The organism is Streptomyces sp. ADMS, assembly GCF_033441795.1.
GTDB lineage: Bacteria > Actinomycetota > Actinomycetes > Streptomycetales > Streptomycetaceae > Streptomyces.
In genome coordinates, this window is record NZ_JAVFVX010000033.1 from 48,984 (window position 1) to 75,795 (window position 26,812).

A 26,812-nucleotide genomic window follows, 5' to 3' on the forward strand; every position below is an offset into this window, starting at 1 on the left:
AGCCCTGTGAAGGGTTCGGGGCGGCTGTGTTTTTACCGGGCGGGGCACCAAGATTCGCCTACGCGCGGTAAGTTTCTGGCCATGCCACGTGGACGTCACCGCCATTCACCACCTCTGCACCGGCTGCTGCCTCCTGCGGCGATCGCGGGCGTCTCGCTCGTCTGCTCCCTGGGGCCATGGGTGTTCACGGACACCGGCGTCCTCCGGATGCTCGCCGCGTTCGCCGCGGCGATCACGGTCGTCGGCGCGGCCGTCATGCGGCGCTGGGACATGGAGGCGGGCAAGCAGGTCGCCGACCTCACGCGCGCGCGTGCGAACGACGACTGGCGGCACGAGGAGCGCGTCGCCGAACTGGAGACCGACCTGGAGGAGTCCCGCGAACTGCGCGTCAAGCTGGAGCAGAAGCTGCGCGCCAAGCGGGCCGAGCTCCAGGGGCTGCGCAACGAGCACGCGGCGCTGCTGCGGCGGTACGCCACGGCGGAGACCGAGCGGGCCAGCGCCCTGGAGGGCCGGCGACTGCTGGAGCTGGAGGCCGCGGTACCGGCTGAGGACTCGGGTGCGGACTCGGACGTGGACGTCGACGCGAAGGCGGCCGCGGTCACGGAGTCGGCGCGGGCGTTTCCGGCCGGGTCCGGCGAGTCGGCGGACGGGGCGGACGGGGCGGACTCCGACGAGGCCGCGCTGGACGCGGCGGCGGCAGGGGTGTCGGCGGCGCTGGGCGCGGTCGGCGCGCAGGTCGCGGCCGACGCGGACTCCGAGGAGACCCCGGCGGCACCGGCGATCTTCTCGCCGGAGGGTTCCTCGCTCTTCCTGCGGGCGCGGGCGGCGCTGGCCAGGTTCGACGGCGAGGCTCCGGCGAAGCACGAACCGGCCCCGGCCGCGGCGGAGATATCCGCGGCCGTCTCGAAGGTCCCTGAGGTCCCTGAGGTCTTTGCGCTCTCCGACGGCCCTGGTGCCGGCAGGCCGGAGGCCGTACGGGAGGACGAGGCGAAGGGGAAGCCCGAGGCGGCCCGCGGCCATACGCGCGCCGCCTCCACCCCCGCCGAGGCGAAGCCCGCCAAGCCCGTGCGCGGCTCCGGGCACTACACCGTGCCGACCGCGGTGGCGGTCGTACCGACGAGCGCGCCGATGCGCAGGCCCGGCGCCGAGGGCGGGTTCGACTTCTTCGGTACACAGACGGAGACGGGGGCGGACGCGCTGGAGGCCGTGCAGAACGAGGACCTCGCCGACGTGGTCGGGCAGGAGGCGCTCGCGCTGCACAAGGCGGAGTCCGAGGCCCGGTTCAAGCCCGCCGACGAGGAGTCGCGCGGGGTCGGGATCGGTCAGGTGATCGACCTGACGGCACACGACGAGACCGAGCAGATCGACCTGCAGGGGCTGCGGAGCGCGGTTTCCTGACGGTCGGCCATATCCTGCTGCGTCCCTGCGTCCCTGCGTCCCTGCGTCCCTGCGTCCCTGCGTCCCTGCGTCCCCGCGTCCGTGACGCCGGTTACGCCATCCACCGGTCCGGTCGCGCGTCCCGCCGTCCCGTCCGGGACCGCTCCGCCTGTCCCCGGAGCAGCTCCGCGGCCTCTTGGGCGTCCCGTAGACCGGCTGTGACGGTCTTGTTGGCCCCTGTGTCCACGTGGATGTCCGCGAGGCCCTTGAAGCGCGCCCAGGGCCCCTGCTTCAGCCGTACGCTCTGGACCTTGGCGTGCGGGACCAGGGCCAGGCTGCGGCGCAGCAGCCCGTGCCGGGAGACGAAGACGCTGTCGGTGACGGCGATGCCGTAGCCGCGCCACCAGAACGGCAGACACCAGGCGGCCCGGCGCGGCGGACGCGACAGCGACGCGGGCACCGTCACCCCTGGCAGCACCTGGCCTATCACCGCCTCCGCGATCTCGCGCGGGGCCACCGGCACCAGCACCGAGTTCGACGAGCCCGCCACGTCCAGCTCCACCCGGACCCACCCGCGCCGCCGCCACAGCAGCGGCTCCACGATCCGTACGGTCTGGACGCGTCCCGGCGGCACCGTCTCGTGGGTGCGGTCCAGGAGGCCGTGGTCGATGCGCAGCCCGTCCGGGGACTCGCCGACCGTCCAGTCGTACTCGCTGATGAACCGCCCCACACTGCTCGCGCCCGCCGCGCCGAGCAGCGGTACGCCGGTCGCGAGCACTGTCCACAGGTTGTGGGTGGCGAACCAGAGGAACGGCGGTACGACCAGGGCGGCGGCCAGCGATCCCCAGGTCGCGCCGGTCAGCAGCAGGGAGACGGCGAGCACACGCGCGGGGATGTGCAGCAGCCGCCGGGCCGGTGCCTCGCCCACCTCGTGCGCGGTCTCGGGCGCGAAACCGGCCGCTCGGGCGAGGAGTTCGGCCCGCAGGGCACGCGCGTGCCCCTCGCCCAGGTAGGCCAGCTCGTCCTTCTTGTCCGTCCCCACGACGTCCAGCTTGAGCTTGGCGACGCCCGCGACGCGGGCCAGCAGCGGCTGCGTGATGTCGACGGCCTGGATGCGTTCGAGCCGGATGTGCACGGTGCGCCGGAACAACAGGCCGGTACGGATGCGCAGTTCGCTGTCGGTCACCGCGAAGTGCGTGAACCACCAGGTCAGAAAGCCGTACAGGGCGCCGCCGACGACGAACACGGCGAGGCCGAGGAGCAGGGTCGTGGTCGTCAGCCTGGTCAGCTGCCGCTGCGCCTGGTCGGGGTCGTGCACCGCCCACCCGATGAGCACGGCGACCGGCGCCCACGCGCGCCTGAGCGGCGTGACGGGATGCAGCCGCTGTTCGAAGACCGGCTGTTTGCCGTCCTCCATGGGTACGTCCGTCTCGGTCCCCGGGGTCGTCACAGCCCCGCCGATCGGGCTTCGCCGAGCTCGGTGAGCCGGTCCCGCAGCCGTTCCGCCTCCGCCGGTTCGAGGCCCGGGATGAGCGCGTCGGTCGCGGCGGCCGCCGTGTGCAGCTGCACGCTCGCCAGCCCGAAGTGCCGCGCGACGGGCCCCGACGTCACCTCGACCAGCTGCATCCGCCCGTACGGCACGATGGTCTCCTCGCGCCACAGCACACCCCTGCTGATCAGCAGGTCGTTGGCGCGCTCGGCGTACCGCCAGGAGGCCCAGTTGCGGCCCAGCATCGGCCAGCCCCACAGCAGCAGGCCGAGCGGCAGCAGCGCGAAGGCCGCCCACGCGGGCCCGGCGAGCAGGCCGGGCAGCAGCCCCGCCGCGAGCGTCAGCGGCACCAGCCAGACCACCAGCAGCAGCCGGCGCATCCGCAGCAGGTCCCGGGGCAGCCCGGTCCACACCGTCTCGCCGTGCGGTTCGCCTCGCGTTTCGCCCGCGCTCTCCGGGCTCCCCGTCTCCATGCCGCAAGCGTACGTAGGACAGACTGTGTTCATGAGTCCCACGACGGAGGCCATGGTCGGTATCGGCGGCGCCGCGGAGAGCACCGACATGGTGCTCAACATCGGGCCCCAGCACCCGTCCACGCACGGCGTGCTGCGGCTGCGGCTCGTGCTCGACGGCGAGCGGATCCAGCACGTGGAGCCGGTGATCGGCTATATGCACCGAGGCGCGGAGAAGCTCTTCGAGGCGCGTGACTACCGTCAGATCATCATGCTGGCCAACCGGCACGACTGGCTGTCGGCGTTCTCCAACGAGCTGGGCGTGGTCCTCGCCGTGGAGCGGATGCTCGGTATGGAGGTCCCCACGCGCGCGGTGTGGACGCGCACGCTGCTCGCGGAGCTGAACCGGGTGCTCAACCACCTGATGTTCCTGGGTTCGTACCCGCTCGAACTGGGCGGGATCACGCCGATGTTCTATGCCTTCACGGAGCGTGAGGAACTCCAGCACGTCATGGAGGAGGTCTCCGGCGGGCGCATGCACTACATGTTCAACCGCGTCGGCGGCCTGAAGGAGGACCTGCCGGCGGGCTGGGCCACGCGCGCGCGTGCCACTGTCTCGTCCGTGCGCTCGCGCATGGACCGGTTCGACGACCTGGTGCTCGGCAACGAGATCTTCCGGGGCCGCACGCGGGGCGTGGGCGTGCTCGCGCCGGAGGCCGTGCACGCGTACGGCGTGAGCGGGCCGATCGCGCGCGCCTCGGGTGTGGACTTCGACCTGCGCCGCGATGAGCCGTATCTGGCGTACGGCGAACTCCAGGACACCCTGAAGGTGGTGACCCGGCAGGAGGGCGACTGTCTCGCCCGCTTCGAATGCCTCCTGGAACAGACGTACAACGCGCTCGACCTGGCCGACGCCTGCCTCGACCGCCTCGCCGAACTGCCGCCGGGCCCGATCAACCAGCGCCTGCCGAAGGTCCTCAAGGCGCCCGAGGGCCACACGTACGCGTGGACCGAGAACCCCCTCGGCATCAACGGCTACTACCTCGTCAGCAAGGGCGAGAAGACCCCGTACCGGCTGAAGCTGCGCTCGGCCTCCTACAACAACATCCAGGCGCTGGCGGTACTGCTGCCGGGGACGCTGGTCGCGGACATGGTGGCGATCCTGGGGTCGCTGTTCTTCGTGGTGGGGGACATCGACAAGTAGGTCCCGGGGCCCGTGAACGGGGCAGGCTCGCCGGGACCGGGTCCTCAGAGGAGCGGGTCGGGAAGTCCCACCGGCTCCACCAGCCACCCGAAATCCCCGAGCCCGCCCGTCGCCGTCAGCTCGGCGGCCTCTCCGGCGCCCGACAGGGCCCGTACGTACGCGGCGGGGTCCGTGGACGCCAGGGACAGCGGAGGCCGCCCGCCTGCCACCCCGAGGGCGTGCAGGGCCTCCCGCTGGGTCAGCAGCCGCGACCCAGGCCCCGCGCAGGCGTCCAGTGCCACATGGGCGGTCACGTCGCACGAGCCGTCCGGCACGGGCGCGGTCTCGCGTCCGTGCCGGAAGCCGGTGAGCGTCCCGAAGGGCGGCCGGGCGCCGGCCGTGTGCGCGTAGTCGACGGCGACGGCGAGCCCCCGGTCGACGGTGGCTGCGGCGGCGGCCCAGGCGGTGTCCCTGGGGAGCCCGATCTCGGCCCGCGCCCCCGGCTCCGGCGGCAGTGGCCACCACCGCGCAAGCCACCGCGCCTCCGCGCCGGCGACCGGCTCCCCGAGCCGCTCGGTCCCGTCCCGCCGTACGAGAACGAGGCGCGGTACGCCCTCGGGGCCCACCTGCGCCACCTCCACGGGGACGTTGTCCAGCCACTCGTTGGCGAACAGCAGGCCGGTGAGGCCGCCGGGAGGCTCGGTCAGCCACTCGACGCGGTGATCGAGGTCCGCGGGGCGGTCGGCCAGCTCGACGGCGTACCCACGCGCGCGTGCGGCCACTTCCGGGGGCAGGGCCGCGAGGACACGGGTGACGAGTTCGCCCCGGCCCGCGCCCATGTCGACGAAGCCGAGCGACGCGGGGCGGCCCAGCGCCTCGTCGACCCGGCACAGCAGCCGCGCCACGGCACCGGCGAACAGCGGCGACGCGTGGACGGACGTACGGAAGTGCCCGCCAGGACCCTCGGGCCGTCGGTAGAACCCGTGTTCGCCGTAGAGCGCCTCCTGTGTCGCCGCACGCCAGCCACGCCACTCGCCCGCTGTCCAGCCCGCCATCGCGCCCCTCGTCACTCCTGCCACCGGGTCAGGCTAGGGCCCGCACCCCCGCCACCCAGGGGAGAGGGTCTCCACCTTGCGGAGTACACGGGGGCTCTGCGGATCGACCCTCCGGTTGACCCCCGCCCGCACAACGCTTCCCTACTCTGGGTTACGTGCAACGCGTCTATGACTTCCTCCGCAGACACCCCGCATGGGTGGACGGCTTCTGGGCCGTCTTCCTTTTCGGGATCTCCATGCTGAGTGGAGCCGTTCAGGACACTCCCGGCGCAGCGTCTCCGGCGGTGATCACCGTGCTGACGCTCCTGCTGTGCCTGGTGATCGCCCTGCGCCGGCGCATGCCCGAGCGGATGCTCGTGCTGGCCGCCGGGGTCGGGCTGGCGCAGCTGGCCCTAGACGTCGAGCCGGTGCCCGCCGACTTCGCCCTGCTGGTGATCGTCTACACCGTGGCGGTGAGCGGACCCCGCTGGGCCTCACGGTTCGCGCTGATCGGCGGTCTGTGCGCGTCCCCGCTGGCCCAGTTGCGATGGCCGGAGAAGGAGTCGAGCACCGCGGGCAATCTCGCCCTGGTGGTCTTCCTGGCGGTGCCGTTCGCCCTCGCCTGGGTGCTCGGCGACTCGCTGCGCACCCGCCGCGCCTACTTCGCCCAGCTGGAGGAGCGCGCCGCCCGTCTCGAGCGGGAGCGCGAGGCACAGGCCAAGGTGGCGGTCGCCGCCGAGCGCGCCCGGATCGCCCGGGAGCTGCACGACGTGGTCGCGCACAACGTCTCCGTGATGGTGGTCCAGGCCGACGGCGCCGCCTACGTCCTCGACACCGCCCCCGAACAGGCGAAGAAGGCCCTGGAGACCATCTCCGGCACCGGCCGCCAGGCCCTCGCCGAGATGCGCCGCCTGCTCGGTGTCCTGCGCACCGGCGAGCACCAGGAGGGCTGCGAGTACGTTCCGCAGCCCGACGTCGAGCAGCTCGACGAGCTGATCGAGCAGTGCCGTACCTCGGGCCTGCCCGTCGACTACAAGATCGAGGGCACCCCGCGTCCGCTGCCCAGCGGCGTGGAGCTGACGGCGTACCGCATCGTGCAGGAGGCGCTCACCAACACCCGCAAGCACGGCGGCCCGAACACCGGAGCGAGCGTGCGTCTGGTCTACTTCGACGACGGTCTCGGCCTGCTCGTCGAGGACGACGGCAAGGGCGCCCCGCACGAGCACTACGAGGAGGGCGGAGCCGACGGACAGGGCCACGGCCTGATCGGCATGCGCGAGCGTGTCGGCATGGTGGGCGGCACCCTGGACGCGGGCCCGCGTCCAGGCGGCGGCTTTCGCATCAGTGCCCTGCTGCCGCTCAAACCCGCTCACTGACACGTGCACGTTCGATCAACGCATCGATGTTCGAGACGTAACGACCGGAGGACCCAGCCATGCACATCCGCGTGATGCTCGTCGACGACCAGGTGCTGCTGCGCACCGGGTTCCGGATGGTGCTCGACGCCCAGCCGGACATGGAGGTCGTGGCCGAGGCGGGCGACGGTGTCGAGGCTCTCCAGGTGCTGCGGGAGACCGAGGTCGACGTGGTGCTGATGGACGTACGCATGCCGAAGCTCGACGGGGTGGAGACCACCCGGCGCATCTGCCAGGGCGACAACCCGCCCAAGGTGCTGATCCTGACCACCTTCGACCTCGACGAGTACGCCTTCTCCGGGCTGAAGGCGGGCGCGTCCGGCTTCATGCTCAAGGACGTGCCGCCCGGCGAACTCCTCACCGCCATCCGCTCCGTGCACAGCGGCGACGCGGTCGTGGCGCCCTCGACGACGCGGCGGCTCCTCGACCGCTTCGCGCCCATGCTGCCGGGCACCGGCAAACAGCCCCAGCACAAGGAGCTGGAACGGCTCACCGGCCGTGAGCGCGAGGTCATGATCCTGGTCGCCCAGGGCCTGTCCAACGGCGAGATCGCGGCCCGGCTGGTGCTGTCGGAGGCGACCGTGAAGACCCACGTGGGTCGCATCCTGACCAAACTGGGCCTGCGGGACCGGGTGCAGGTGGTCGTCCTCGCGTACGAGACTGGGCTCGTGCGGGCGGGAGGGACCGGCTGACCGGCTGCCCGGGAGAACCGCCGTCTACCTGAGGATTCCCTCCAGGAAGTCGCTGCCCAGCCGGGCCACCATCGTCACGTCCAGCTGGTGCAGGACGTACCGGCCGCGACGGCGGGTGGTGGTCAGGCCGGCCTTTCTCAGGACGGCGAGGTGCCGGGATATCTCGGGGGCCGTCATGTTGTGCGTCCGCGCCAGCTCGGTCGTCGTGGACGAGCTGCGGGCCAGCTGGCGGCATAGCCGCATCCGCACCGGATGGGACAGCGCGGTCAGACGCAGGCCGAGCTGCTCGACCGAGGGCGGGGAGGCGAGCTCGGGGGAGCCCGCCGGGTAGTGCAGGACCGGCTGCCAGCCGTACCGGTGCAGGACCATCAGATGGGGCCAGCCCAGGCTCGTCGGGACGAGCAGGAGGCTGCCCGCCGTCGTCGTGTGGCCGTTGCCCAGTTTGTCGACGGTGATGCGGCCCGCGGCCTCGTCGAGCGTGACCGCCGACGACACCGACGCCAGCGCCTCCGACAGGCCCTTGTGGCGCAGGAGGTCCGTCTTGTGGCGGGCGTCCGCCATGAGCTGGGGGTGCAGCCTGGACCAGGTCTCGGCGAAGAAGGCATCCTCGCAGTCGGTCAGCAGTTGCCGCAGCCAGGTGCGGATCCGGGGCGGGTCGTCCAGCAGGCGCCTGGTGAACCGGACCTGGCGGGGGCCGCGCGAGACGGCCAGATCCAGGGCCCGTTGCCGCGCCCTGGGGTCGGTGAGCGCGCCGGCGCCCTGCTCGTCGTACGGCAGCGCGCAGGTGAACTCCAGGCACGCGTCCACGAACTGTTCGTCCGTCAGCCGGTCCAGCTGGTCGAGCTCCGCGGTGAGCGTGCCGCCGGGGAGGGCGCCCGCGCCCAGGCCCGCGTACGGCAGGAAGAGGTCCGAGAACGTGGAGCGCCACAGGAAGTCGGCCTCGCACATCCGGTCGGCCAGATGCGGGTCGAGCCCGGCGGTCACCCCCGTCGCCCAGCCCTGCAGCCGGGGGTGGTGTCCCGGCTCGGCCAGCGCGTGCAGCGCCATGCCGAGCTCGGCCAGCGGTGACGGCACGACGGCGATCCGCTCCCGGCCCAGCCCGCACAAGTCGATGCTCACGCTCATGGAGTCATGGTGCACCCCACCACTGACATCGATGCCTCCGCGAACGCCCCCACAGGCCCCTACAACCGCCCCACGAACTCCGTCACCGCCGCCCTCACGTCGTCCGCCGTCCACTCCAGACCGCTGGCTCGGACGAACACCTCGGTGACCGCGAGGCCCGGGCCGCCGCGGGCCCACTCGTTGGCGAACAGAACGGTCCCCGTCTCCTCGCCCTGCCGGATCGCGGCCTCCGCGGCGACCTCGTGGCCGTACGGCAGCCAGACCTGGAACTCGTTCGTGTGCGGCACGTCCGGGTGGACGCGCGTCCACGGCACCCCGGCCGCCGCGAAGCCCTCGCGCAGCGCGGCGGCGACCACGCGCGCGTGGGCCACGTACTCCGGCAGGCGCGGCAGCTCGCGGTCCAGGCCGACGAGGGCGGACAGGACCGTCGGGAACTGCTGGAAGACCGCGCCGCCGTACCGGTGGCGCCAGGCCTTCGACTCCTCGATCAGAGCCGCGGGACCGGCCAGTGCGGCGCCGCCGTAACCGTCCAGGGACTTGTAAAGCGACACGTAGACGCTGTCCGCGAGGCCCGCGATCTCGTCCAGGGGGCGCCCGAAGTGGGTGGTGGACTCCCACAGACGGGCCCCGTCGAAGTGCACCACCGCGTCGTGTTCCCGCGCCGCCGCCACGACCTCGGACAGCTCCTCCCAGGTGGGCAGCACAAAACCGGCGTCCCTGAGGGGGAGTTCCAGCATCAGCGTTCCGAAGGGCTCGGCGAAGTCGCGCACCTCGTCGGCCGTCGGCATCCTGGGCTCGCTCGTCACCCGCAGCGGGCGCAGTCCGCTGACCGTGCTGAACGCGTTCCGCTCGTGCACCTCGGGATGGGCGAGCGCGTGCAGGGCCACCGCCGGGTTCCCGGTGCGGCCCGCCCAGCAGCGCAGGGCCACCTGCTGGGCCATCGTGCCGGTCGGGAAGAAGGCGGCGGCCTCCTTGCCGAGCAGTCCGGCGACCCGCTTCTCCAGCGCCTCGACCATCCCGCCGCCGTAGATGTCGGACGGTTCGTCCAGGTCGTACGACTCCCGCGCCTCGTCGAGCAGCGCAAGCCGCTGCCGGATCGTCCCCAGGAACCCCGGGCGCGCCAGGACCCGTTCGGCGCCCCGGATCGCGGCCCGGCGGCGCAGCCGCTGTTCGTCCCCGCCCCGCTCCCCGCCGGGTTCCCCGTCCGCAAGCCCGCTCTCGTCCGCCGTATCGCTCATGCCCCGGATCATCCCGCGCGCGGGATGGGCCGGGCACCCGGATTTCCGCGGATTCCGTGCGCGGACGGCTCCCGGGAACCCACAGCCTGTGGACAACCGGACGCCGCCCGGACCGATCGCGTTAACATGACGAGAAATCGTCCGGTACATCGTCCGGTACCCCGAGCGGACTGGAACGGGAAGGCCGCCGTCGAGTGAGTACATTCCAACAGCCAGATCCCAGGGACCGCCCCGCGCGGCTCACCGTCGGTGTGGTCGGCGCCGGACGCGTGGGCCCCGCGCTGGCCGCGTCCCTGCAACTCGCCGGGCACCGTCCGGTGGCCGTCTCCGCGGTCTCCGACGCCTCCGTCCGCAGAGCCGCGCAACTGCTCCCGGACGTACCCGTCGTGTCGCCGGCCCAGGTCATGGAGCGCGCCGACCTGGTCCTGCTGACCGTCCCTGACGACGCCCTGCCCGGCCTCGTGGAGGGACTCGCCGAGACCGGCGCCGTACGCCCGGGACAGCTGCTCGTGCACACCTCCGGGCGGTACGGCGCGAAGGTCCTGGACCCCGCCCTGAGGGTTGGCGCGCTGCCCCTGGCCCTGCATCCCGCCATGACCTTCACCGGCACTCCCGTGGACGTCCAGCGGCTCGCCGGGTGCTCCTTCGGGGTCACCGCGCGCCCCGAGCTGCGGCTGGCCGCCGAAGCCCTCGTCATCGAGATGGGCGGCGAGCCCGAATGGATCGCCGAGGAGAACCGCCCGCTCTACCACGCGGCCCTCGCCCTGGGCGCCAACCACCTGGTGACACTGGTCGCCCAGTCCATGGAGCTGCTGCGCGCGGCGGGCGTCGACGCCCCCGACCGGATGCTCGGCCCGCTGCTGGGCGCCGCCCTGGACAACGCGCTGCGCTCCGGGGACGCCGCGCTCACCGGGCCCGTCGCGCGCGGAGACGCGGGCACCGTCGCCGCGCACGTCGCGGAGCTGCGCAAGCACTCCCCGCAGAGCGTCGCCGGGTATCTGGCCATGGCCCGCGCGACCGCCGACCGCGCGCTCGCGCACGGCCTGCTCAAGCCGGAACTGGCCGAGGACCTCCTCGGGGTACTCGCGGGGAGCACGAACCCGCCCACCAACCCCGAGAGCCCCGAGAGCGACGGGGGAGACCGATGAGCAGCCGTTTCTGGGGACTTCTGTCCGACGCCGGCGAGCTGGAGGACGCACACCTGCACATCGGTGTGCCGGGGCACAACGCCGTCGTCATGACCATGGGCGCCCTCCACGAAGGCCACGCCACCCTGATCCGGGCCGCCCGCGAGCACGTCGGCCCCAAGGGCTTCGTGACCGTCACCGTCTTCGTGAACCCCCTCCAGTTCGGCCAGGGCGAGGACCTCGACCGCTACCCGCGCACCCTCGACGCCGACGTCGAACTCGCCGGACAGGCGGGCGCGGACGCGGTGTTCGCCCCCTCCGTGGCGGAGGTCTACCCGGGCGGCGAACCCCAGGTCCGGATCAGCTCGGGCCCCATGGGAGAGCGGCTGGAAGGGGCCACACGCCCCGGGCACTTCGACGGCGTGCTCACCGTCGTCGGCAAACTGCTCCACCTCACCCGGCCCGACGTGGCCTTCTTCGGGCAGAAGGACGCCCAGCAGCTCGCGATGATCCGCCGGATGGTCCGCGACCTGAACTTCGGCGTGGAGATCGTCGGCGTACCGACGGTGCGCGAGGCCGACGGCCTGGCCCTGTCCAGCCGCAACCGCTACCTCTCCCCGGAGGACCGGCGTACGGCGCTCGCGCTCTCCCAGGCCCTGTTCGCCGGCAGTGACCGGCACGCCGCCCAGGAGGCGCTGCGCGCGCGGGCCCGCGAAGTGCCCGCCACGCACGCGCGTGCCCAGGCCCTCAGCGCGCTCGGCGAATCCCGCGCCGCGGCCGACGCGCACGCCGTCGCCAAGGTCCCCGCAGACGGTCCCGCCGCCGTCCGGGCCGCCGCCCGCCTCGTCCTGGACGACGCGGCCCGACTCCGGCCCCCGCTGGTCCTCGACTACCTCGCCCTGGTCGACCCCGCCGACTTCACCGAAATCCCGGACGACTTCACGGGCGAAGCCGTCCTCGCCGTCGCAGCCAAGGTCGGGACAACCCGGCTGATCGACAACGTCCCTCTCACTTTCGGAACCCCCGGAGCCGCCTCGTGACCACCACAGGCCCCACAGCCGGCCCTAGGGCCTGTCGTCACACTCCCGCCTGCCTGGCGACGCCATGCACGCACTCTCGCCGCACCGGGCACAGGCCCACGTACAACCAGTACGAGGGCCTGCACCCGGCACGCCGAGAGCACGCACCTGACGCCGTCAGGCCCGCCCTCCGGGCGGACGACGGGAATGTGACGACAGGCCCTGGCGCCGGCACCTCCACGGGCATACGGCTGCACGCCCCCGCCCCCGGCTGGGCCCTCGCCGCGGACGTCGTGGTCGTGGGCTCCGGTGTCGCCGGGCTCACCGCCGCCCTGCGTTGCGACGCGGCCGGCCTGAAGACGGTCGTCGTCACCAAGGCCCGCCTCGACGACGGATCCACCCGCTGGGCCCAGGGCGGCATCGCGGCGGCCCTGGGAGAGGGCGACACCCCCGAACAGCACCTGGACGACACCCTGGTGGCCGGCGCGGGCCTGTGCGACGAGGAGGCCGTACGGATCCTCGTCACGGAGGGACCGGACGCCGTACGGCGGCTCATCGAGACCGGCGCCCACTTCGACGAGTCCTCCGGAGGAGGACTGGAACTGACCCGCGAGGGCGGCCACCACCGGCGTCGCATAGCGCACGCGGGCGGCGACGCGACCGGCGCGGAGATCTCCCGCGCCCTCGTCGAGGCCGTCCGCGCGCGGGGACTGCGTACGGTCGAGAACGCGCTCGTCCTGGACCTCCTGACGGACGCCGACGGCCGTACGGCGGGCGTGACCCTGCATGTCATGGGAGAGGGCCAGCACGACGGCGTGGGAGCCGTCCACGCCCCCGCCGTGGTCCTCGCCACCGGCGGCATGGGCCAGGTCTTCTCGGCGACCACCAATCCGTCCGTGTCGACCGGCGACGGCGTCGCCCTGGCCCTGCGCGCGGGCGCCGAGGTCAGTGACCTCGAATTCGTCCAGTTCCACCCCACCGTGCTCTTCCTGGGAGCGGACGCCGAGGGCCAGCAGCCGCTCGTCTCCGAGGCGGTACGCGGTGAGGGCGCCCATCTCGTCGACGCCGACGGCGTGCGCTTCATGACCGGCCAGCACGAACTCGGCGAACTCGCGCCCCGGGACATCGTCGCCAAGGGCATCATGCGCCGCATGCAGGAACAGGGCGCCGAACACATGTTCCTGGACGCCCGGCACTTCGGCACGCACATGTGGGAGCACCGCTTCCCGACGATCCTCGCCGCCTGCCGCACCCACGGCATCGACCCGGTCACCGAGCCCGTCCCGGTCGCCCCGGCCGCCCACTACGCCTCCGGCGGCGTCCGCACCGACTCCCGGGGCCGCACGACCGTCCCCGGCCTGTACGCGTGCGGCGAGGTCGCCTGCACCGGCGTCCACGGCGCCAACCGGCTCGCCTCGAACTCCCTCCTGGAGGGCCTGGTCTACGCCGAGCGCATCGTCGCCGACATCACCGCGGCCCACGCCGGAAACGGCCTCCACACGCGCGTGCCCGTCCCCGTCCCGCACCCCGAGAAGCCCGCGCACCCGCTGCTCGCCCCCGAGGCCCGCTTCGCGATCCAGCGCATCATGACCGAGGGCGCCGGAGTACTGCGCTCCGCCGCCTCCCTGGACACCGCCGCCGCGGCCATCCAGAAACTGCACACCGACGCCCGCGACGCCCTCGACGAGAACGGCAAGACCGCCGAGCCCGGCGTCGACACCTGGGAGGCCACCAACCTCCTGTGCGTGGCCCGCGTCCTGGTTACCGCCGCCCGTCTCCGTGAGGAGACCCGCGGCTGCCACTGGCGCGAGGACCACGCCGAGCGCGACGACACGGCCTGGCACCGCCACATCGTCGTACGGCTGAATCCCGACCGGACGCTGGCCGTACACACCACCGACACCGCAGACTTCCCCCCGACCCGGCATCATCAGCCGGAGCACCGTCCCCAGGAGCAGTGACAGAAGTGAGCACCCCCGACCTTCCCCTCGCCGAGAGCGGCGGCTGCGGCGACGGCTGCGCCTGCGGCGCTGCCTCCGACATGCCAGACGACGTGTACATGGAGTGCGGCCTCGACCCCGCGCTCGCCGCTCTCCTCGCCGACGCCGGCCTCGACCCGCTGGAGGTCGAGGACATCGCCAACGTCGCCATCCAGGAGGACCTCGACCACGGCGTTGACGTGACGACCGTCGCGACCATCCCCGAGGAGGCCCGCGCCACCGCCGACTTCACCGCCCGCGAGGGAGGCGTCGTGGCCGGTCTCCGGGTCGCCGAGGCGGTCGTCTCCGTGGTCTGCACCGACGAGTTCGAGGTCGAGCGGCACGTCGAGGACGGCGACCGCGTGGAGGCCGGGCAGAAGCTGCTCAGCGTCACCACCCGCACCCGTGACCTGCTGACCGCCGAGCGCAGCGCGCTCAACCTCCTGTGCCGCCTGTCCGGCATCGCGACCGCCACGCGCGCGTGGGCGGACGTTCTGGAGGGGACCAAGGCGAGGGTCCGCGACACCCGCAAGACGACTCCCGGCCTGCGCTCCCTGGAGAAGTACGCGGTACGTTGCGGCGGCGGCGTCAACCACCGCATGTCCCTGTCGGACGCGGCGCTCGTCAAGGACAACCACGTGGTGGCCGCCGGGGGTGTCGCCCAGGCCTTCAAGGCCGTACGGGACGCCTTCCCGGAGGTACCGATCGAGGTCGAGGTCGACACTCTCCATCAGCTGCGCGAGGTCGTCGACGCGGGCGCCGACCTGATCCTCCTGGACAACTTCACCCCCGGCGAGTGCGACGAGGCCGTCGCGATCGTCGACGGCCGCGCCGTGCTGGAGGTCTCGGGCCGGCTCATCCTGAAGAACGCCAGGGAATACGCCGACACCGGCGTCGACTACCTGGCGGTCGGCGCCCTCACCCACTCCTCGCCGATCCTCGACATCGGTCTCGACCTGCGAGCGGCGGAGTAGGTACGGCCATGCTGCTGACCATCGACGTGGGAAACACGCACACCGTCCTCGGCCTCTTCGACGGCGACGAGATCGTCGAGCACTGGCGCATCTCCACGGACGCGCGCCGCACGGCCGACGAACTCGCGGTCCTCCTCCAGGGCCTCATGGGCATGCACCCGCTCCTCGGGGACGAGCTGGGCGACGGCATCGACGGCATCGCCATCTGCGCGACCGTGCCGTCGGTGCTGCACGAGCTGCGTGAGGTGACGCGGCGGTACTACGGCGATGTACCGGCGGTGCTGGTCGAACCCGGCGTGAAGACGGGCGTACCGATCCTCACCGACAACCCGAAGGAGGTCGGCGCGGACCGCATCATCAACGCGGTCGCCGCCGTCGAGCTCTACGGCGGGCCCGCGATCGTCGTCGACTTCGGTACCGCGACCACGTTCGACGCGGTGTCCGCGCGCGGGGAGTACGTCGGCGGGGTCATCGCGCCCGGGATCGAGATCTCGGTCGAGGCGCTCGGGGTGAAGGGGGCGCAGCTTCGGAAGATCGAGGTGGCGCGCCCCCGGGCCGTGATCGGCAAGAACACGGTCGAGGCGATGCAGGCGGGCATCATCTACGGGTTCGCCGGTCAGGTGGACGGTGTGGTGACCCGGATGGCGAAGGAGCTGGCGGAGGACCCGGACGACGTGACGGTGATCGCCACGGGTGGGCTGGCGCCGATGGTGCTCGGGGAGGCGTCGGTGATCGACGAGCATGAGCCGTGGCTGACGTTGATCGGGCTGCGGCTGGTGTACGAGCGGAACGTGTCGCGTATGTGAGTCTCGCCCCCGCCGCCCTGCCCGTCCCGTCCTCGGGGGCTCCGCCCCCGAACTCCCGTTCGCGCTGAACGCGCTCGCCTCGAACACCGGACGGGCTGAGTTGCCTGGGCCCGGGGCTGGGGAAGTGGTGGCGGCGGGTGGGTGACAAACAAATTGCGCGAGTCGGTCTCGGCCATCGAGTGCCGGACGCCTCCGCGAGGGTGTGCACGGCCACCCGGGTGGCTCGCTGCGCCACACCTCCTCTGCAATGTCGAGTTTGTCTGATTAGCGCGTATCGTCGCCGCATGCCCACGCCATTCGGATCTCGCGGCGGCATGGCGTTCGGTGCGGAGGAGCTGCGTGTGCTCCGTCGCGCTCTCGCCCTCGCCCTCCACCCCGGCCCCGCCCCCGTCGAGGACGTCCAGGACTGTCTCCGGCTCGCCGAGTCCGTCGACGAGGCGGCGCGCGAGGGGGTCAGGCTGCGCGCCTTCCTCGTGGCCGACCTCGCCCGCTACCGCGCCGCCCTGCCCGGCACCGCCGCCGGCTATCTCACGCTCCTGGAGGAGGCCCTGGGTTCCGGTTACCGCCCGGCCCCGGACGACCTCGCCGCCCTCCGGGCCCTGCGGGGGAACCCGGTCGCCGCCGCCCTCCTGGACCGCTGTATGCGGCACGCGGAACGGGACGTACGGGCCCGGCTGGGCGCCAGAGTGGCCGGCCGTCAGCCGGTCGCGCCGACGGTCCCCGCCTCCCGCACCCGCCTCCTGGCCCTGCCCGGAGGTCTTGCCACCGAGGAGCCCGTCAGGAAGCCCGCCCGGAAGCCCGCGGAGAAGCAGCCGCACGAGCGGCCCGCCCCCACTCCCCGGCCCGCACCCGACGCCCCCAGGCCCGCCCGCCCCATCCCCACCCCGGGCGAGGTCTTCCCGCGCCGCAAGCCGACCCCGCCCGCGAATCCCCCGCAGCAGCTTGCCGCGGGCTGAAAAGAACCGGATCGAGCTGGACCACCTTCCAAGGCCCGGGCCCCCGCCCGGGCCTTCCGTCCGCCCTGGCTACTCTGGACGCATGGACTACGTCTCCGCGCTCGTGCCCCCCGTAGTGATGGCCGCGCTCTTCATCGGTGTCATCGTGACGATCGTGAAGAGTCAGGGCGGTGCCAACAAGGCCAAGGAGGATGCCGCCGTCGACGCCACCCTCGCCCGGGCCGAGCAGGTCGAGCAGACCGGACTGGATCGCCCCGTTTCGTAGGTGTTCGGCAGTGAAAGCGCACGTCCTTCGCGCTATTCGCCGTTTCTCCCACTAGTGTGCTGAGTTGTGCCTCGCCCATTGGGAGAACTCGAAGACGCGGTCATGACGCGGGTGTGGAAGTGGAACCGCCCGGTCACCGTTCGAGAAGTCCTGGAAGACCTTCAGCAGGAACGGTCCATCGCGTACACCACGGTGATGACCGTTTTGGACAATCTCCATCAGAAGGGCTGGGTCCGTCGTGAGGCGGAAGGCCGGGCCTATCGATATGAGGCGGTCTCCACCCGTGCCGCCTACGCGGCGGCGCTGATGAACGACGCGTGGTCGCAGAGTGACAACCCCGCCGCCGCTCTTGTCGCCTTCTTCGGCATGATGAGCGAAGAACAGCGGGTCGCCCTCAGGGATGCCGTTCACATCGTCCAAGGGCCGGAACAGGTCGAACAGCCCCGACGGACAGAACAGGCAGTACAGACCGATCAGGCGGAAGCCGCGGAACACACCGCCTCGCAGAACCCCGCCTCGGTCCAGGACTCCACCGGGCGATAGCGTCCGCTCATGTCAGCGATGCGTCCCGAAGTCACAGCGAAAGCCATCAGCGTCCGGCGGGCCAGGACCAGCGATGTCCAGGCCGTACGCGGACTCCTTGACTCGTTCGTCCGTGGCCGTATCCTGCTCGACAAAGCGACGGTGACGCTTTACGAGGACATCCAGGAGTTCTGGGTCGCCGAACGCGACGACAACGGTGAGGTCGTGGGCTGCGGCGCACTCCATGTGATGTGGGAGGACCTCGCCGAAGTCCGTACTCTCGCCGTGAACCCGGACCTGAAGGGTTCCGGTGTGGGGCATCAGTTGCTGGAGAAGTTGCTGCAGACCGCCCGCTGGCTCGGTGTTCGACGCGTTTTCTGTCTGACCTTCGAAGTGGACTTCTTCTCGAAGCACGGCTTCGTGGAGATCGGCGAGACCCCTGTTGACACCGATGTCTACGCCGAGCTGCTGCGTTCCTATGACGAGGGCGTCGCGGAGTTCCTCGGTCTCGAACGAGTGAAACCGAACACCTTGGGCAACAGCCGGATGCTTCTGCATCTGTGATCGGGCATCGGGCAATTTCCGTGAGCCGCCCTGCCCAGGTTCCCTATGTCCGAAACGCGTACGTTTTCGGACCGTGGAAGGGCGGTCGGTCTCTCCCGGGGGTTTGTGTTTTTCCGGCAAAAGCGGTTTGCTTTCCGACGTACTGCAGTACTGCATATAACAGGGGACGCGAAACAGCGGCGTACGCCGCGCGGTTCGGCTCCCAAGTTATCGATGAAAGGAAATCCGGTGGCACAGAAGGTTCAGGTCCTTCTTGTCGACGACCTCGACGGCGGCGAGGCCGACGAGACCGTGACGTTCGCGTTGGACGGCAAGACGTACGAGATCGACCTCACGACTGCCAATGCTGACAAGCTCCGCGGTCTTCTTGAGCCCTACGCCAAGGGCGGCCGTCGTACCGGAGGCCGTGCTTCGGGTGGGCGTGGAAAGGCGCGCGTCGCTTCCGGCGGCAGCCAGGACACCGCGCAGATCCGCGCTTGGGCGAAGGAGAACGGTTACGAGGTCAACGACCGTGGCCGCGTTCCCGCGTCCATTCGTGAGGCTTACGAGAAGGCCAACGGCTGAGCGCACGCGCGCCGCAGTCGGATGCGATGGCATTGCGTCGCCAGCGTGTCCACCAGCCGTACGAGATCGGGGGCGCCTCCGACGCCTCCCAGGGCCGACATCGTCGGCAGCGGGATTTCCCTCCCGCACCCTGTTTCAGGGGGCCGCAGCCAGACAGCGGCCCCCTGCGGATTTGTGCGACCCGGCGAGCAGCCCGGCGAGCAGTCCGCCGTGACGGGGAATCCGGGCGGCCGGGGCGCCTCGATGTGGCCGCCCGCGCCGATCGCCCCCAGGTCCGGTGTGAGCCGTCCCCACTCCAGCCAGTCCAGCAGCCCGGGCAACTCGTCCGCGCTGCCCGCGGCCACCAGCAGCAGCATCCGGTCCCCGCTCAGGGCCACCGGAGAGCCCGGCGCCCGGCTCCGCCCCCGGTGTCGCAGAGCCGCGTCGCCCGCCTGAGCCGGCACGGTCAGTACGTCGAAGCGCAGACCCGCGACGAGTCTCAGGGGAAGTCCCGCAGTTCCGGAATCGGGCACTGTCGCCCATCCCAGTTCGTTCTCGTACCAACGCCGGGCGTCGCTCGTGTCGAGGGAGCGGCGAGGAAGGGGGACAGTGGGAACCATGCAGAGCCAACCGTCGCGAGAGGCCGCGAGTTACGCTGAGTATCCCCCTGGATGCGCAGAGTGTCGATTTCGGGGATGCGTGGAGGGGTTCGGCGGCGCAAGGTTGTTCGCCCGTAGCGGAGGGAACGGGTGCATCCGGCATGGAGTGTCGGTCCGTACGGGTAAGACATCCCTAGTGGGAGGGGGCGACACGCAGAAAAGGGCGTCTCACGTTCGCCATCGGCGTACTGATAGTGAGGGTATCTCCCTGGCCTGCGGGAACATCGTCTCGCACGATCGGGTTGGAGCATATGTCGGCGTACGGGGTCAGGAGGCTGTGTTGGTTCTCGGTCCGGTGTCGGCAGTTGGAATGAGCGGTCCCCGCTTGCGGGACTAAGCTGCGGAAGGACAGGGAGGGGAGCGTCCCCTTACTGCCTGACCGCTCTGAGGAGCGATTAACGATGTTCGAGAGGTTCACCGACCGCGCGCGGCGGGTTGTCGTCCTGGCTCAGGAAGAAGCCCGGATGCTCAACCACAACTACATCGGCACCGAGCACATCCTCCTGGGCCTGATCCACGAGGGTGAGGGTGTCGCCGCTAAGGCCCTGGAGAGCCTCGGGATTTCGCTCGAGGCGGTCCGCCAGCAGGTGGAGGAGATCATCGGCCAGGGCCAGCAGGCCCCGTCCGGGCACATCCCCTTCACTCCCCGTGCCAAGAAGGTCCTGGAGCTGTCGCTCCGCGAGGCCCTTCAGCTGGGCCACAACTACATCGGCACGGAACACATCCTGCTCGGCCTGATCCGCGAGGGTGAGGGTGTCGCCGCCCAGGTCCTCGTCAAGCTGGGCGCAGATCTCAACCGGGTGCGGCAGCAGGTCATCCAGCTGCTCTCCGGCTACCAGGGCAAGGAGACCGCCGGCGCCAGTGGCGGCCCCGCCGAGGGCACCCCCTCGACGTCCCTGGTCCTCGACCAGTTCGGCCGGAACCTCACCCAGGCCGCTCGTGAGTCCAAGCTCGACCCGGTCATCGGGCGCGAGAAGGAGATCGAGCGGGTCATGCAGGTGCTGTCCCGCCGTACGAAGAACAACCCGGTCCTGATCGGTGAACCCGGCGTCGGCAAGACCGCCGTCGTCGAGGGCCTCGCCCAGGCCATCGTCAAGGGCGAGGTGCCCGAGACCCTCAAGGACAAGCACCTCTACACCCTGGACCTCGGCGCGCTGGTCGCCGGCTCCCGCTACCGCGGTGACTTCGAGGAGCGCCTGAAGAAGGTCCTCAAGGAGATCCGCACTCGCGGCGACATCATCCTGTTCATCGACGAGCTGCACACGCTCGTCGGCGCGGGTGCCGCCGAGGGCGCCATCGACGCGGCCTCCATCCTCAAGCCGATGCTGGCCCGCGGTGAGCTCCAGACCATCGGTGCCACCACGCTCGACGAGTACCGCAAGCACCTCGAGAAGGACGCGGCCCTTGAGCGCCGCTTCCAGCCGATCCAGGTGGCGGAGCCTTCCCTCCCCCACACGATCGAGATCCTCAAGGGCCTGCGCGACCGGTACGAGGCGCACCACCGCGTCTCGATCACCGACGAGGCCCTGGTGCAGGCGGCGACGCTCGCCGACCGGTACATCTCCGACCGGTTCCTGCCCGACAAGGCGATCGACCTCATCGACGAGGCCGGTTCCCGGATGCGCATCCGCCGGATGACCGCTCCGCCGGACCTGCGCGAGTTCGACGAGAAGATCGCGGGCGTGCGCCGCGACAAGGAGTCCGCGATCGACTCGCAGGACTTCGAGAAGGCCGCCTCCCTCCGTGACAAGGAGAAGCAGCTCCTCGCCGCGAAGGCCAAGCGGGAGAAGGAGTGGAAGGCCGGCGACATGGACGTCGTCGCCGAGGTCGACGGCGAGCTGATCGCCGAGGTCCTCGCGACCGCCACCGGCATCCCGGTCTTCAAGCTGACCGAGGAGGAGTCCTCGCGTCTGCTGCGCATGGAGGACGAGCTCCACAAGCGGGTCATCGGCCAGAAGGACGCTGTCAAGGCGCTCTCGAAGGCGATCCGTCGTACGCGTGCCGGTCTGAAGGACCCGAAGCGTCCCGGTGGTTCGTTCATCTTCGCGGGCCCGTCCGGTGTCGGTAAGACCGAGCTGAGCAAGGCCCTGGCCGAGTTCCTCTTCGGTGACGAGGACGCGCTGATCTCCCTCGACATGTCGGAGTTCAGCGAGAAGCACACGGTGTCGCGTCTCTTCGGTTCCCCGCCCGGATACGTGGGTTACGAAGAGGGCGGCCAGCTGACCGAGAAGGTCCGCCGCAAGCCGTTCTCCGTCGTCCTCTTCGACGAGGTCGAGAAGGCGCACCCGGACATCTTCAACTCGCTGCTGCAGATCCTGGAGGACGGTCGCCTGACCGACTCCCAGGGCCGGGTCGTGGACTTCAAGAACACGGTCATCATCATGACGACCAACCTCGGCACGCGGGACATCTCGAAGGGCTTCAACCTGGGCTTCGCGGCCTCCGGTGACAAGAAGTCCAACTACGAACGCATGAAGAACAAGGTCTCGGACGAGCTCAAGCAGCACTTCCGCCCCGAGTTCCTCAACCGCGTCGACGACGTGGTCGTCTTCCCGCAGCTGACGCAGGACGACATCCTCCAGATCGTCGACCTGATGGTCGGCAAGGTGGACGAGCGCCTCAAGGACCGGGACATGGGTATCGAGCTCTCCCAGCCCGCCAAGGAGCTGTTGTCCAAGAAGGGTTACGACCCCGTCCTGGGCGCCCGCCCGCTGCGTCGCACGATCCAGCGCGAGATCGAGGACACGCTCTCCGAGAAGATTCTCTTCGGTGAGCTGCGTCCCGGCCACATCGTGGTCGTCGACACGGAGGGCGAGGGCGAGACGGCGACCTTCACCTTCCGCGGCGAGGAGAAGTCGGCGCTGCCCGACGTCCCGCCGATCGAGCAGGCCGCCGGCGGTGCCGGACCGAACCTGAGCAAGGAGGCCTGACCTTCCGGGCGTTCGCCAGAGGGTTGTGCCTGACGAGAGGGGCCGGTGCTTTTCCAGCACCGGCCCCTCTCGCATGCCCTGACGACCTACGACAGCTGGCCGTCGTAGTCCGGCAGCTTGTACGTCTTCTCCGCGTGGCCGCCCGACAGGTCGGTGGCGCTGTTGCCGACGTTGGCGATGATCGTGTAGCCCTTGGACTCGATGTCGACGCGCTGCGCGGTCTTGTAGTCGGCCACGTTCCTGAAGAGGTCGATCAGGTTGCGGACATACAGCCCGGTGACGTCGTAGCCGACGTACGTGAGGTTGTACTGCGTGACGGGCTTGATGATGTCCGGGCGCGCGGTGACGAAGAAGAGGGCGACGCCGTGGTCCTGGGCGTACTGGGCCACCTTCAGCACGGGTGCGTTGGCCGGCGACGGGAAGCTGAACCCGTAGTCGGTCTCCAGGGTGGTGTTGTCGATGTCGAAGACGATCGCCGGCTTCTCCCCCGCAGGGGAGGCGGCTATGCGCTGCTTCAGGTAGGGCAGAGCCTGGTCCATCAGGGCCTGGCAGTCCTGCTGCCAGGTGGCGTAGTCGACGTCCTCGGCGGCTGCCGACACGGCCGTGGTGGCCGTGGTGGCCGCCGCCTGGGCGGTGCCGGGGCCGACCAGTATCACCGCGGCGATCGCGGTGGCCGCGGTCAGGCCGATCCGGCGTGTCCAGGGCGTCCAGGAGCCTGTTGAGCCTCTTGTCATCGGGGTGGGGGTCCTCTCACGTAGGGCCGTTCGGTGCCAGGGCATGCGAGTGTCAGGGGCATGCTTGCGGAGGTGAGTGGCGCTGGTGGGAAGGGCACATTACTCACGGGTAGCGGCGAGGTGCCAGTAGTCGGAGCGGGTTTATTCGGCCCGTTGCGCGCGTCACAGTCGCACGTCTCCGGATCTTGCGGACCGGTGACATGACGCACAGGTGAAATGTCCGTTACTAGGGCGTTTAGTGGGTGAGGGGAACGGTGAATCATGGTTTGGGCGGTGCGGTGGCTTCGGTTGCTTTGTCAATAAGTGGGTGAATTTGAGTTCAACTACGACCTTGTGTCGTAGATCGGCGGTTTGAGGATGGGCGGGCGGCGGGGGTACCAAGGGGTTGCCCATCCGGCGGGATCGCTCGTGCCGGGTGGTTTTTCTGTCCCCGTCCCCATGAGGTCCCGATGTCCCAGCGCGCCACCAGCCCGTTCCGTGAATCCCGTACGACCCGTGTTTCCCGTGTCTCCCGTACCTCTCGTTCGGCCTCGCTCCGTGTGCGGGCCGGCGTTCTGGCCGTAGGGCTCGGGGCGTCGGTCGTCCTGGGGGCGGCCGGGGTCGCGGCTGCCGCCGACACGGGGGTGACGGGTGTCGTGCAGGCTCAGGCCGCCGCCAAGAAGGCCGCCTCCTGGGTGGACCCGGTCAAGAAGTACACGCTCAGCGCCAGCTTCAACCAGGCCGGCAACCTGTGGTCGTCCACCCACTCCGGCCAGGACTTCGCCGTGCCGAGCGGCACCAAGGTCGTCGCCGCGCACGGCGGCACCGTCGTCAAGGCCGGCGGCAACGGCGCCGGCGACGGGCCCGCGTACGGCAATGCCATCGTCATCAAGCACGGCAACGGGTCGTACTCGCAGTACGCCCATCTGTCGCGGATCAATGTGAAGGTCGGCCAGGTCGTGGCCACCGGGCAGCGCATCGCCCTGTCCGGCAACACCGGCAACTCCAGCGGGCCGCACCTGCACTTCGAGATCCGTACGACCGCGAACTACGGGTCCGCCGTCGACCCCGTGGCCTTTCTGCGTGGCAAGGGCGTGACCGTCTGAGGGGTCGGCTGTCCGGCGGAGGGCGCTGGGGTTACGACCGTTCGGCGCCCTCGTGGGCCTGTGTCACCAGGCCGATAGCGACCTCCAGGACCGCCGTGCGCTTCTCGTCCGCGTTGCCCGCGAGGTCCTGGAGCACGAACATGCCGGCGTGCAGCGTGAACATCGCGCTGATGCAGCGGACCTGGTCGACCAGGGGGGCGTCCGGGTCGATGATGATCTCCCGCATGCCGAGCATGCGTGACTTGAACATGTCGCCGATGCTCAGGTCCCGTACCGTCGCCTGGTTCTCCTGCATGAAGCGGAAGAGCGGCGCCGCTTCGCTGAGCGCCTCGCTGTAGCGGCGCACGATCTCCTGCTTCGTTTCGAGGGTGTGCGGCTGCTGCCGGCCCCACTCGATCAGGTCCTCGATCGGCTTCGTCAGGTCCTCGAACAGGCTGACGATGATTTCCTCCTTGGTTTTGAAGTGGTAGTAGAGCGCCGCCTTCGAGACGTCGAGGCGCTCGGCGATCTCCCGCAGCGAGGTCTTCTCGTAGCCCTGTTCGGCAAGGAGTTCGAGCGCCACGTCCTGGATGCGCTGGCGGGTGTCCCCGCGACGGCGCTGTTTGGTGCGGTCCATTGCTCGTACTCCTGCTCCTGATGCCCTGGGGAGTCCCCTTGGGAAAGAACTTGCTTGACGCCCGGCTAGTTAGAGGTCTAGCTTCCCCAGTGTAGTCAACTTGCCGGGCGGCAGGTAAGTGGGAGTGCGTGGGGGAGTGGGTCGGAGACTATGGCGGACGCGCGGACAGTGGTGGACGAGCCGGACGGGAAGCCGGGGGCGTTGGAGGGGCAGGGCAGGCAGCCGCGGAGTGTGCGTGTCGTGCTGCTCGCGCTCATGATCGCGATGATGCTCGCGATGCTGGACAACATGATCATCGGCACGGCGATGCCGACGATCGTCGGAGAACTGGGCGGGCTCGAACACCTGTCGTGGGTCGTGACGGCGTACACGCTCGCGACCGCCGCCTCCACCCCGATCTGGGGCAAGCTCGGCGACATGTACGGGCGCAAGGGCGTCTTCATGGGCTCGATCGTGCTCTTCCTGGTCGGGTCGGCGCTCAGTGGCATGGCCCAGGACATGGGGCAGCTGATCGGCTTCCGGGCCGTGCAGGGGCTCGGCGCCGGTGGACTGATGGTCGGCGTCATGGCGATCATCGGGGACCTGATTCCGCCGCGTGAGCGCGGCAAGTACCAGGGGATGATGGCCGGCGTGATGGCGCTCGCCATGATCGGCGGACCGCTGGTCGGCGGGGCGTTGACCGACCACCTGGGCTGGCGCTGGTCGTTCTACATCAACCTGCCGCTGGGTGTCGTGGCGCTTGCCGCCATCAGCACTGTGCTGCACCTGCCGAAGAAGCGGTCGCAGACGCGGATCGACTATCCGGGCGCCGCGCTGCTGACCGTCGGCATCACCGCGATCGTGCTCGTCACGACATGGGGCGGTACGGAGTACGCGTGGAGCTCCGCCATGATCATGGAACTCACAGGCATCGGCGTCGCCTCGCTCGTCGGGTTCGTTTTCTGGCAGACCAAGGCCGCCGAGCCGATCATTCCGCTGCACATCTTCCGCAGCCGCAACTTCACCCTGATGTCGATCATGGGGTTCATCACGGGGTTCGTGATGTTCGGGGCGGTGCTGTTCCTGCCGCTGTACCAGCAGTCCGTGCAGGGAGCGTCCGCCACCAACTCGGGGTTGCTGCTGCTCCCGATGCTCGCGGCGATGATGATCGTGTCCATGATCGCAGGGCGGGTGACGACGAGCAGCGGCAGGTACAAGGTGTTCCCGCTGGTCGGCGGCGTGCTGCTGAGCGTCGGGCTGTTCCTGCTCGCCCAGATGGACACGGAGACCTCGCGGCTGACGTCCGGGGTGTACATGGCGGTGCTCGGGGCGGGCCTCGGCTGTCTGATGCAGATCACCATGCTGGTGGCGCAGAACAGCGTCGAGATGAAGGACATGGGCGTCGCGTCCTCCGCGACCACGCTGTTCCGTACCCTCGGGTCCTCGTTCGGGGTCGCGATCATGGGGGCGCTGTTCAACAGCCGGGTGCAGGACGTGATGAGCGAGCGGGCCGGGGCGCTGGGGTCCCAGGTGACCGAGCAGTCGGCGCAGCTGGATGCGGCGAGCCTGGCGAAGTTGCCTGCGGCGGCGCGGGAGGCGTACCAGTACGCGGTGTCCTCGGGAACGCACTCGGCGTTTCTGCTGGGGGCTGTGGTGGCGGTTGTGGTGCTGGTGGCGGCGGTGTTCGTGAAGGAGGTTCCGTTGAAGGGGGCGGGGCCGGAGAAGGGTGACGAGAGCGGGGGGCCGGCTTCGGCTTCGGCCAAGGGGGCTGTGGTTGAGGCGGTCTGACGTGGGGTGTTCTCGCCCCCGCCGCCCTTGCCCGTCCCAACCCGTTCCTGGGGGTGCTGCCCTCAGGCCCCCGCTACGTTCCTGAACGGGCCTCGTCCGCAAACTCCCCCAGAGGGGGTACCCCCGGACGGGCTGGAGGCGCGGGCCGGCGTTTGAGAGGCTCGGCGACTCTGCTGCGCAATTCCTCGGGGCCGCTGGACTACACCCCGCGACCTGCGGCGACGCGGCCGTGCTCGGTGCTCCGGGCGGCTGTTCCTGCGG

The 26,812-nt window shown here is 70.5% G+C and carries 25 protein-coding genes; 17 read left to right on the forward strand and 8 right to left on the reverse strand.

The features are described 5' to 3' along the window. Nucleotides 1-81: 81 nt before the first annotated feature. Nucleotides 82-1,398 (forward strand): hypothetical protein, encoded by a 1,317-nt coding sequence (locus RB628_RS16845; RefSeq protein ID WP_318321252.1) that lies wholly within the window; start codon nt 82-84, stop codon nt 1,396-1,398. A gap of 91 nt (nt 1,399-1,489) precedes the next feature. Here the strand turns inward: RB628_RS16845 and RB628_RS16850 are convergent, their stop codons facing one another. Continuing rightward, complete coding sequence (locus RB628_RS16850) at nt 1,490-2,827, reverse strand: PH domain-containing protein (RefSeq protein WP_412180671.1); 1,338 nt, start codon at nt 2,825-2,827, stop codon at nt 1,490-1,492. After that, the gene (locus RB628_RS16855; RefSeq protein ID WP_318321253.1) at nt 2,824-3,339 is read right to left on the reverse strand and encodes a PH domain-containing protein; all 516 of its coding nucleotides are present in this window, start codon (nt 3,337-3,339) and stop codon (nt 2,824-2,826) included. Before RB628_RS16855 ends, RB628_RS16850 begins: the two co-directional genes overlap by 4 nt. A 31-nt stretch (nt 3,340-3,370) precedes the next feature. Here RB628_RS16855 and RB628_RS16860 point away from each other — a divergent pair, with 31 nt between their 5' ends. Beyond that, nucleotides 3,371-4,522, forward strand: coding sequence for an NADH-quinone oxidoreductase subunit D (locus RB628_RS16860; protein WP_318321254.1), 1,152 nt, complete (start codon nt 3,371-3,373; stop codon nt 4,520-4,522). A 44-nt stretch (nt 4,523-4,566) separates the two neighbouring features. Here RB628_RS16860 and RB628_RS16865 read toward each other — a convergent pair whose 3' ends face one another. Next, on the reverse strand, nt 4,567-5,556 hold the full coding sequence (locus RB628_RS16865) for an SAM-dependent methyltransferase (protein WP_318321279.1): 990 nt from the start codon (nt 5,554-5,556) through the stop codon (nt 4,567-4,569). A gap of 155 nt (nt 5,557-5,711) precedes the next feature. On the opposite strand from RB628_RS16865, the gene RB628_RS16870 reads away from it, so the two are divergent. After that, complete coding sequence (locus RB628_RS16870) at nt 5,712-6,911, forward strand: sensor histidine kinase (protein WP_318321255.1); 1,200 nt, start codon at nt 5,712-5,714, stop codon at nt 6,909-6,911. A gap of 59 nt (nt 6,912-6,970) precedes the next feature. Then, complete coding sequence (locus RB628_RS16875; protein WP_318321256.1) at nt 6,971-7,642, forward strand: response regulator transcription factor; 672 nt, start codon at nt 6,971-6,973, stop codon at nt 7,640-7,642. A 24-nt stretch (nt 7,643-7,666) separates the two neighbouring features. On the opposite strand, the gene RB628_RS16880 is transcribed toward RB628_RS16875, so the two are convergent. Further along, nucleotides 7,667-8,767, reverse strand: a complete 1,101-nt coding sequence (locus tag RB628_RS16880) for a DUF5937 family protein (RefSeq protein ID WP_318321257.1) — start codon at nt 8,765-8,767, stop codon at nt 7,667-7,669. Nucleotides 8,768-8,826: 59 nt separating this feature from the next. Next, nucleotides 8,827-10,005: a threonine aldolase family protein gene (locus RB628_RS16885; protein WP_318321258.1), complete on the reverse strand. Its 1,179-nt coding sequence runs from the start codon at nt 10,003-10,005 to the stop codon at nt 8,827-8,829. Nucleotides 10,006-10,199: 194 nt separating this feature from the next. Here RB628_RS16885 and RB628_RS16890 point away from each other — a divergent pair, with 194 nt between their 5' ends. From RB628_RS16890 to RB628_RS16935, 10 genes are all read left to right on the forward strand, one after another. Next, the gene (locus RB628_RS16890) at nt 10,200-11,153 is read left to right on the forward strand and encodes a Rossmann-like and DUF2520 domain-containing protein (protein WP_318321259.1); all 954 of its coding nucleotides are present in this window, start codon (nt 10,200-10,202) and stop codon (nt 11,151-11,153) included. After that, nucleotides 11,150-12,172 carry a pantoate--beta-alanine ligase gene (panC, locus tag RB628_RS16895; RefSeq protein ID WP_318321260.1) on the forward strand — a complete coding sequence of 341 codons (1,023 nt, stop codon included), beginning with the start codon at nt 11,150-11,152 and terminating at the stop codon, nt 12,170-12,172. Before RB628_RS16890 ends, panC begins: the two co-directional genes overlap by 4 nt. 188 nt (nt 12,173-12,360) lie before the next feature. After that, nucleotides 12,361-14,112, forward strand: coding sequence for an L-aspartate oxidase (locus RB628_RS16900; RefSeq protein ID WP_318321261.1), 1,752 nt, complete (start codon nt 12,361-12,363; stop codon nt 14,110-14,112). Nucleotides 14,113-14,117: 5 nt separating this feature from the next. After that, on the forward strand, nt 14,118-15,104 hold the full coding sequence (gene nadC, locus RB628_RS16905) for a carboxylating nicotinate-nucleotide diphosphorylase (protein ID WP_318321262.1): 987 nt from the start codon (nt 14,118-14,120) through the stop codon (nt 15,102-15,104). A gap of 8 nt (nt 15,105-15,112) precedes the next feature. Next, nucleotides 15,113-15,910, forward strand: a complete 798-nt coding sequence (locus RB628_RS16910) for a type III pantothenate kinase (RefSeq protein ID WP_105970850.1) — start codon at nt 15,113-15,115, stop codon at nt 15,908-15,910. 314 nt (nt 15,911-16,224) lie between these two features. After that, nucleotides 16,225-16,866 (forward strand): hypothetical protein, encoded by a 642-nt coding sequence (locus tag RB628_RS16915; RefSeq protein ID WP_318321280.1) that lies wholly within the window; start codon nt 16,225-16,227, stop codon nt 16,864-16,866. An 82-nt stretch (nt 16,867-16,948) separates the two neighbouring features. Continuing rightward, a complete protein-coding gene (locus RB628_RS16920; RefSeq protein WP_318321263.1) occupies nt 16,949-17,131 on the forward strand; it encodes a hypothetical protein in 183 nt (60 codons plus the stop codon). Between the two features lie 102 nt (nt 17,132-17,233). Then, nucleotides 17,234-17,674 (forward strand): BlaI/MecI/CopY family transcriptional regulator, encoded by a 441-nt coding sequence (locus RB628_RS16925; protein WP_412180672.1) that lies wholly within the window; start codon nt 17,234-17,236, stop codon nt 17,672-17,674. 9 nt (nt 17,675-17,683) lie between these two features. Continuing rightward, nucleotides 17,684-18,217 carry an amino-acid N-acetyltransferase gene (locus tag RB628_RS16930; RefSeq protein WP_318321265.1) on the forward strand — a complete coding sequence of 178 codons (534 nt, stop codon included), beginning with the start codon at nt 17,684-17,686 and terminating at the stop codon, nt 18,215-18,217. Between the two features lie 228 nt (nt 18,218-18,445). Beyond that, the gene (locus tag RB628_RS16935) at nt 18,446-18,781 is read left to right on the forward strand and encodes an Lsr2 family protein (protein ID WP_318321266.1); all 336 of its coding nucleotides are present in this window, start codon (nt 18,446-18,448) and stop codon (nt 18,779-18,781) included. On the opposite strand, the gene RB628_RS16940 is transcribed toward RB628_RS16935, so the two are convergent. Further along, complete coding sequence (locus RB628_RS16940) at nt 18,760-19,380, reverse strand: SCO3374 family protein (protein WP_318321267.1); 621 nt, start codon at nt 19,378-19,380, stop codon at nt 18,760-18,762. The two genes, RB628_RS16935 and RB628_RS16940, sit on opposite strands and share 22 nt — an antisense overlap. Before the next feature lie 440 nt (nt 19,381-19,820). On the opposite strand from RB628_RS16940, the gene RB628_RS16945 reads away from it, so the two are divergent. Continuing rightward, nucleotides 19,821-22,349, forward strand: coding sequence for an ATP-dependent Clp protease ATP-binding subunit (locus RB628_RS16945; RefSeq protein ID WP_318321268.1), 2,529 nt, complete (start codon nt 19,821-19,823; stop codon nt 22,347-22,349). 86 nt (nt 22,350-22,435) lie between these two features. Here the strand turns inward: RB628_RS16945 and RB628_RS16950 are convergent, their stop codons facing one another. Further along, on the reverse strand, nt 22,436-23,083 hold the full coding sequence (locus RB628_RS16950; RefSeq protein ID WP_318321269.1) for an HAD family acid phosphatase: 648 nt from the start codon (nt 23,081-23,083) through the stop codon (nt 22,436-22,438). A 449-nt stretch (nt 23,084-23,532) separates the two neighbouring features. On the opposite strand from RB628_RS16950, the gene RB628_RS16955 reads away from it, so the two are divergent. Next, a complete protein-coding gene (locus RB628_RS16955) occupies nt 23,533-24,168 on the forward strand; it encodes a M23 family metallopeptidase (protein WP_318321270.1) in 636 nt (211 codons plus the stop codon). Between the two features lie 31 nt (nt 24,169-24,199). Here RB628_RS16955 and RB628_RS16960 read toward each other — a convergent pair whose 3' ends face one another. Continuing rightward, a complete protein-coding gene (locus RB628_RS16960) occupies nt 24,200-24,784 on the reverse strand; it encodes a helix-turn-helix domain-containing protein (protein ID WP_318321271.1) in 585 nt (194 codons plus the stop codon). A gap of 150 nt (nt 24,785-24,934) precedes the next feature. Between RB628_RS16960 and RB628_RS16965 the strand changes: the two genes are divergently transcribed. Then, nucleotides 24,935-26,551 carry an MDR family MFS transporter gene (locus RB628_RS16965; RefSeq protein ID WP_318321272.1) on the forward strand — a complete coding sequence of 539 codons (1,617 nt, stop codon included), beginning with the start codon at nt 24,935-24,937 and terminating at the stop codon, nt 26,549-26,551. Nucleotides 26,552-26,812 lie beyond the last annotated feature (261 nt).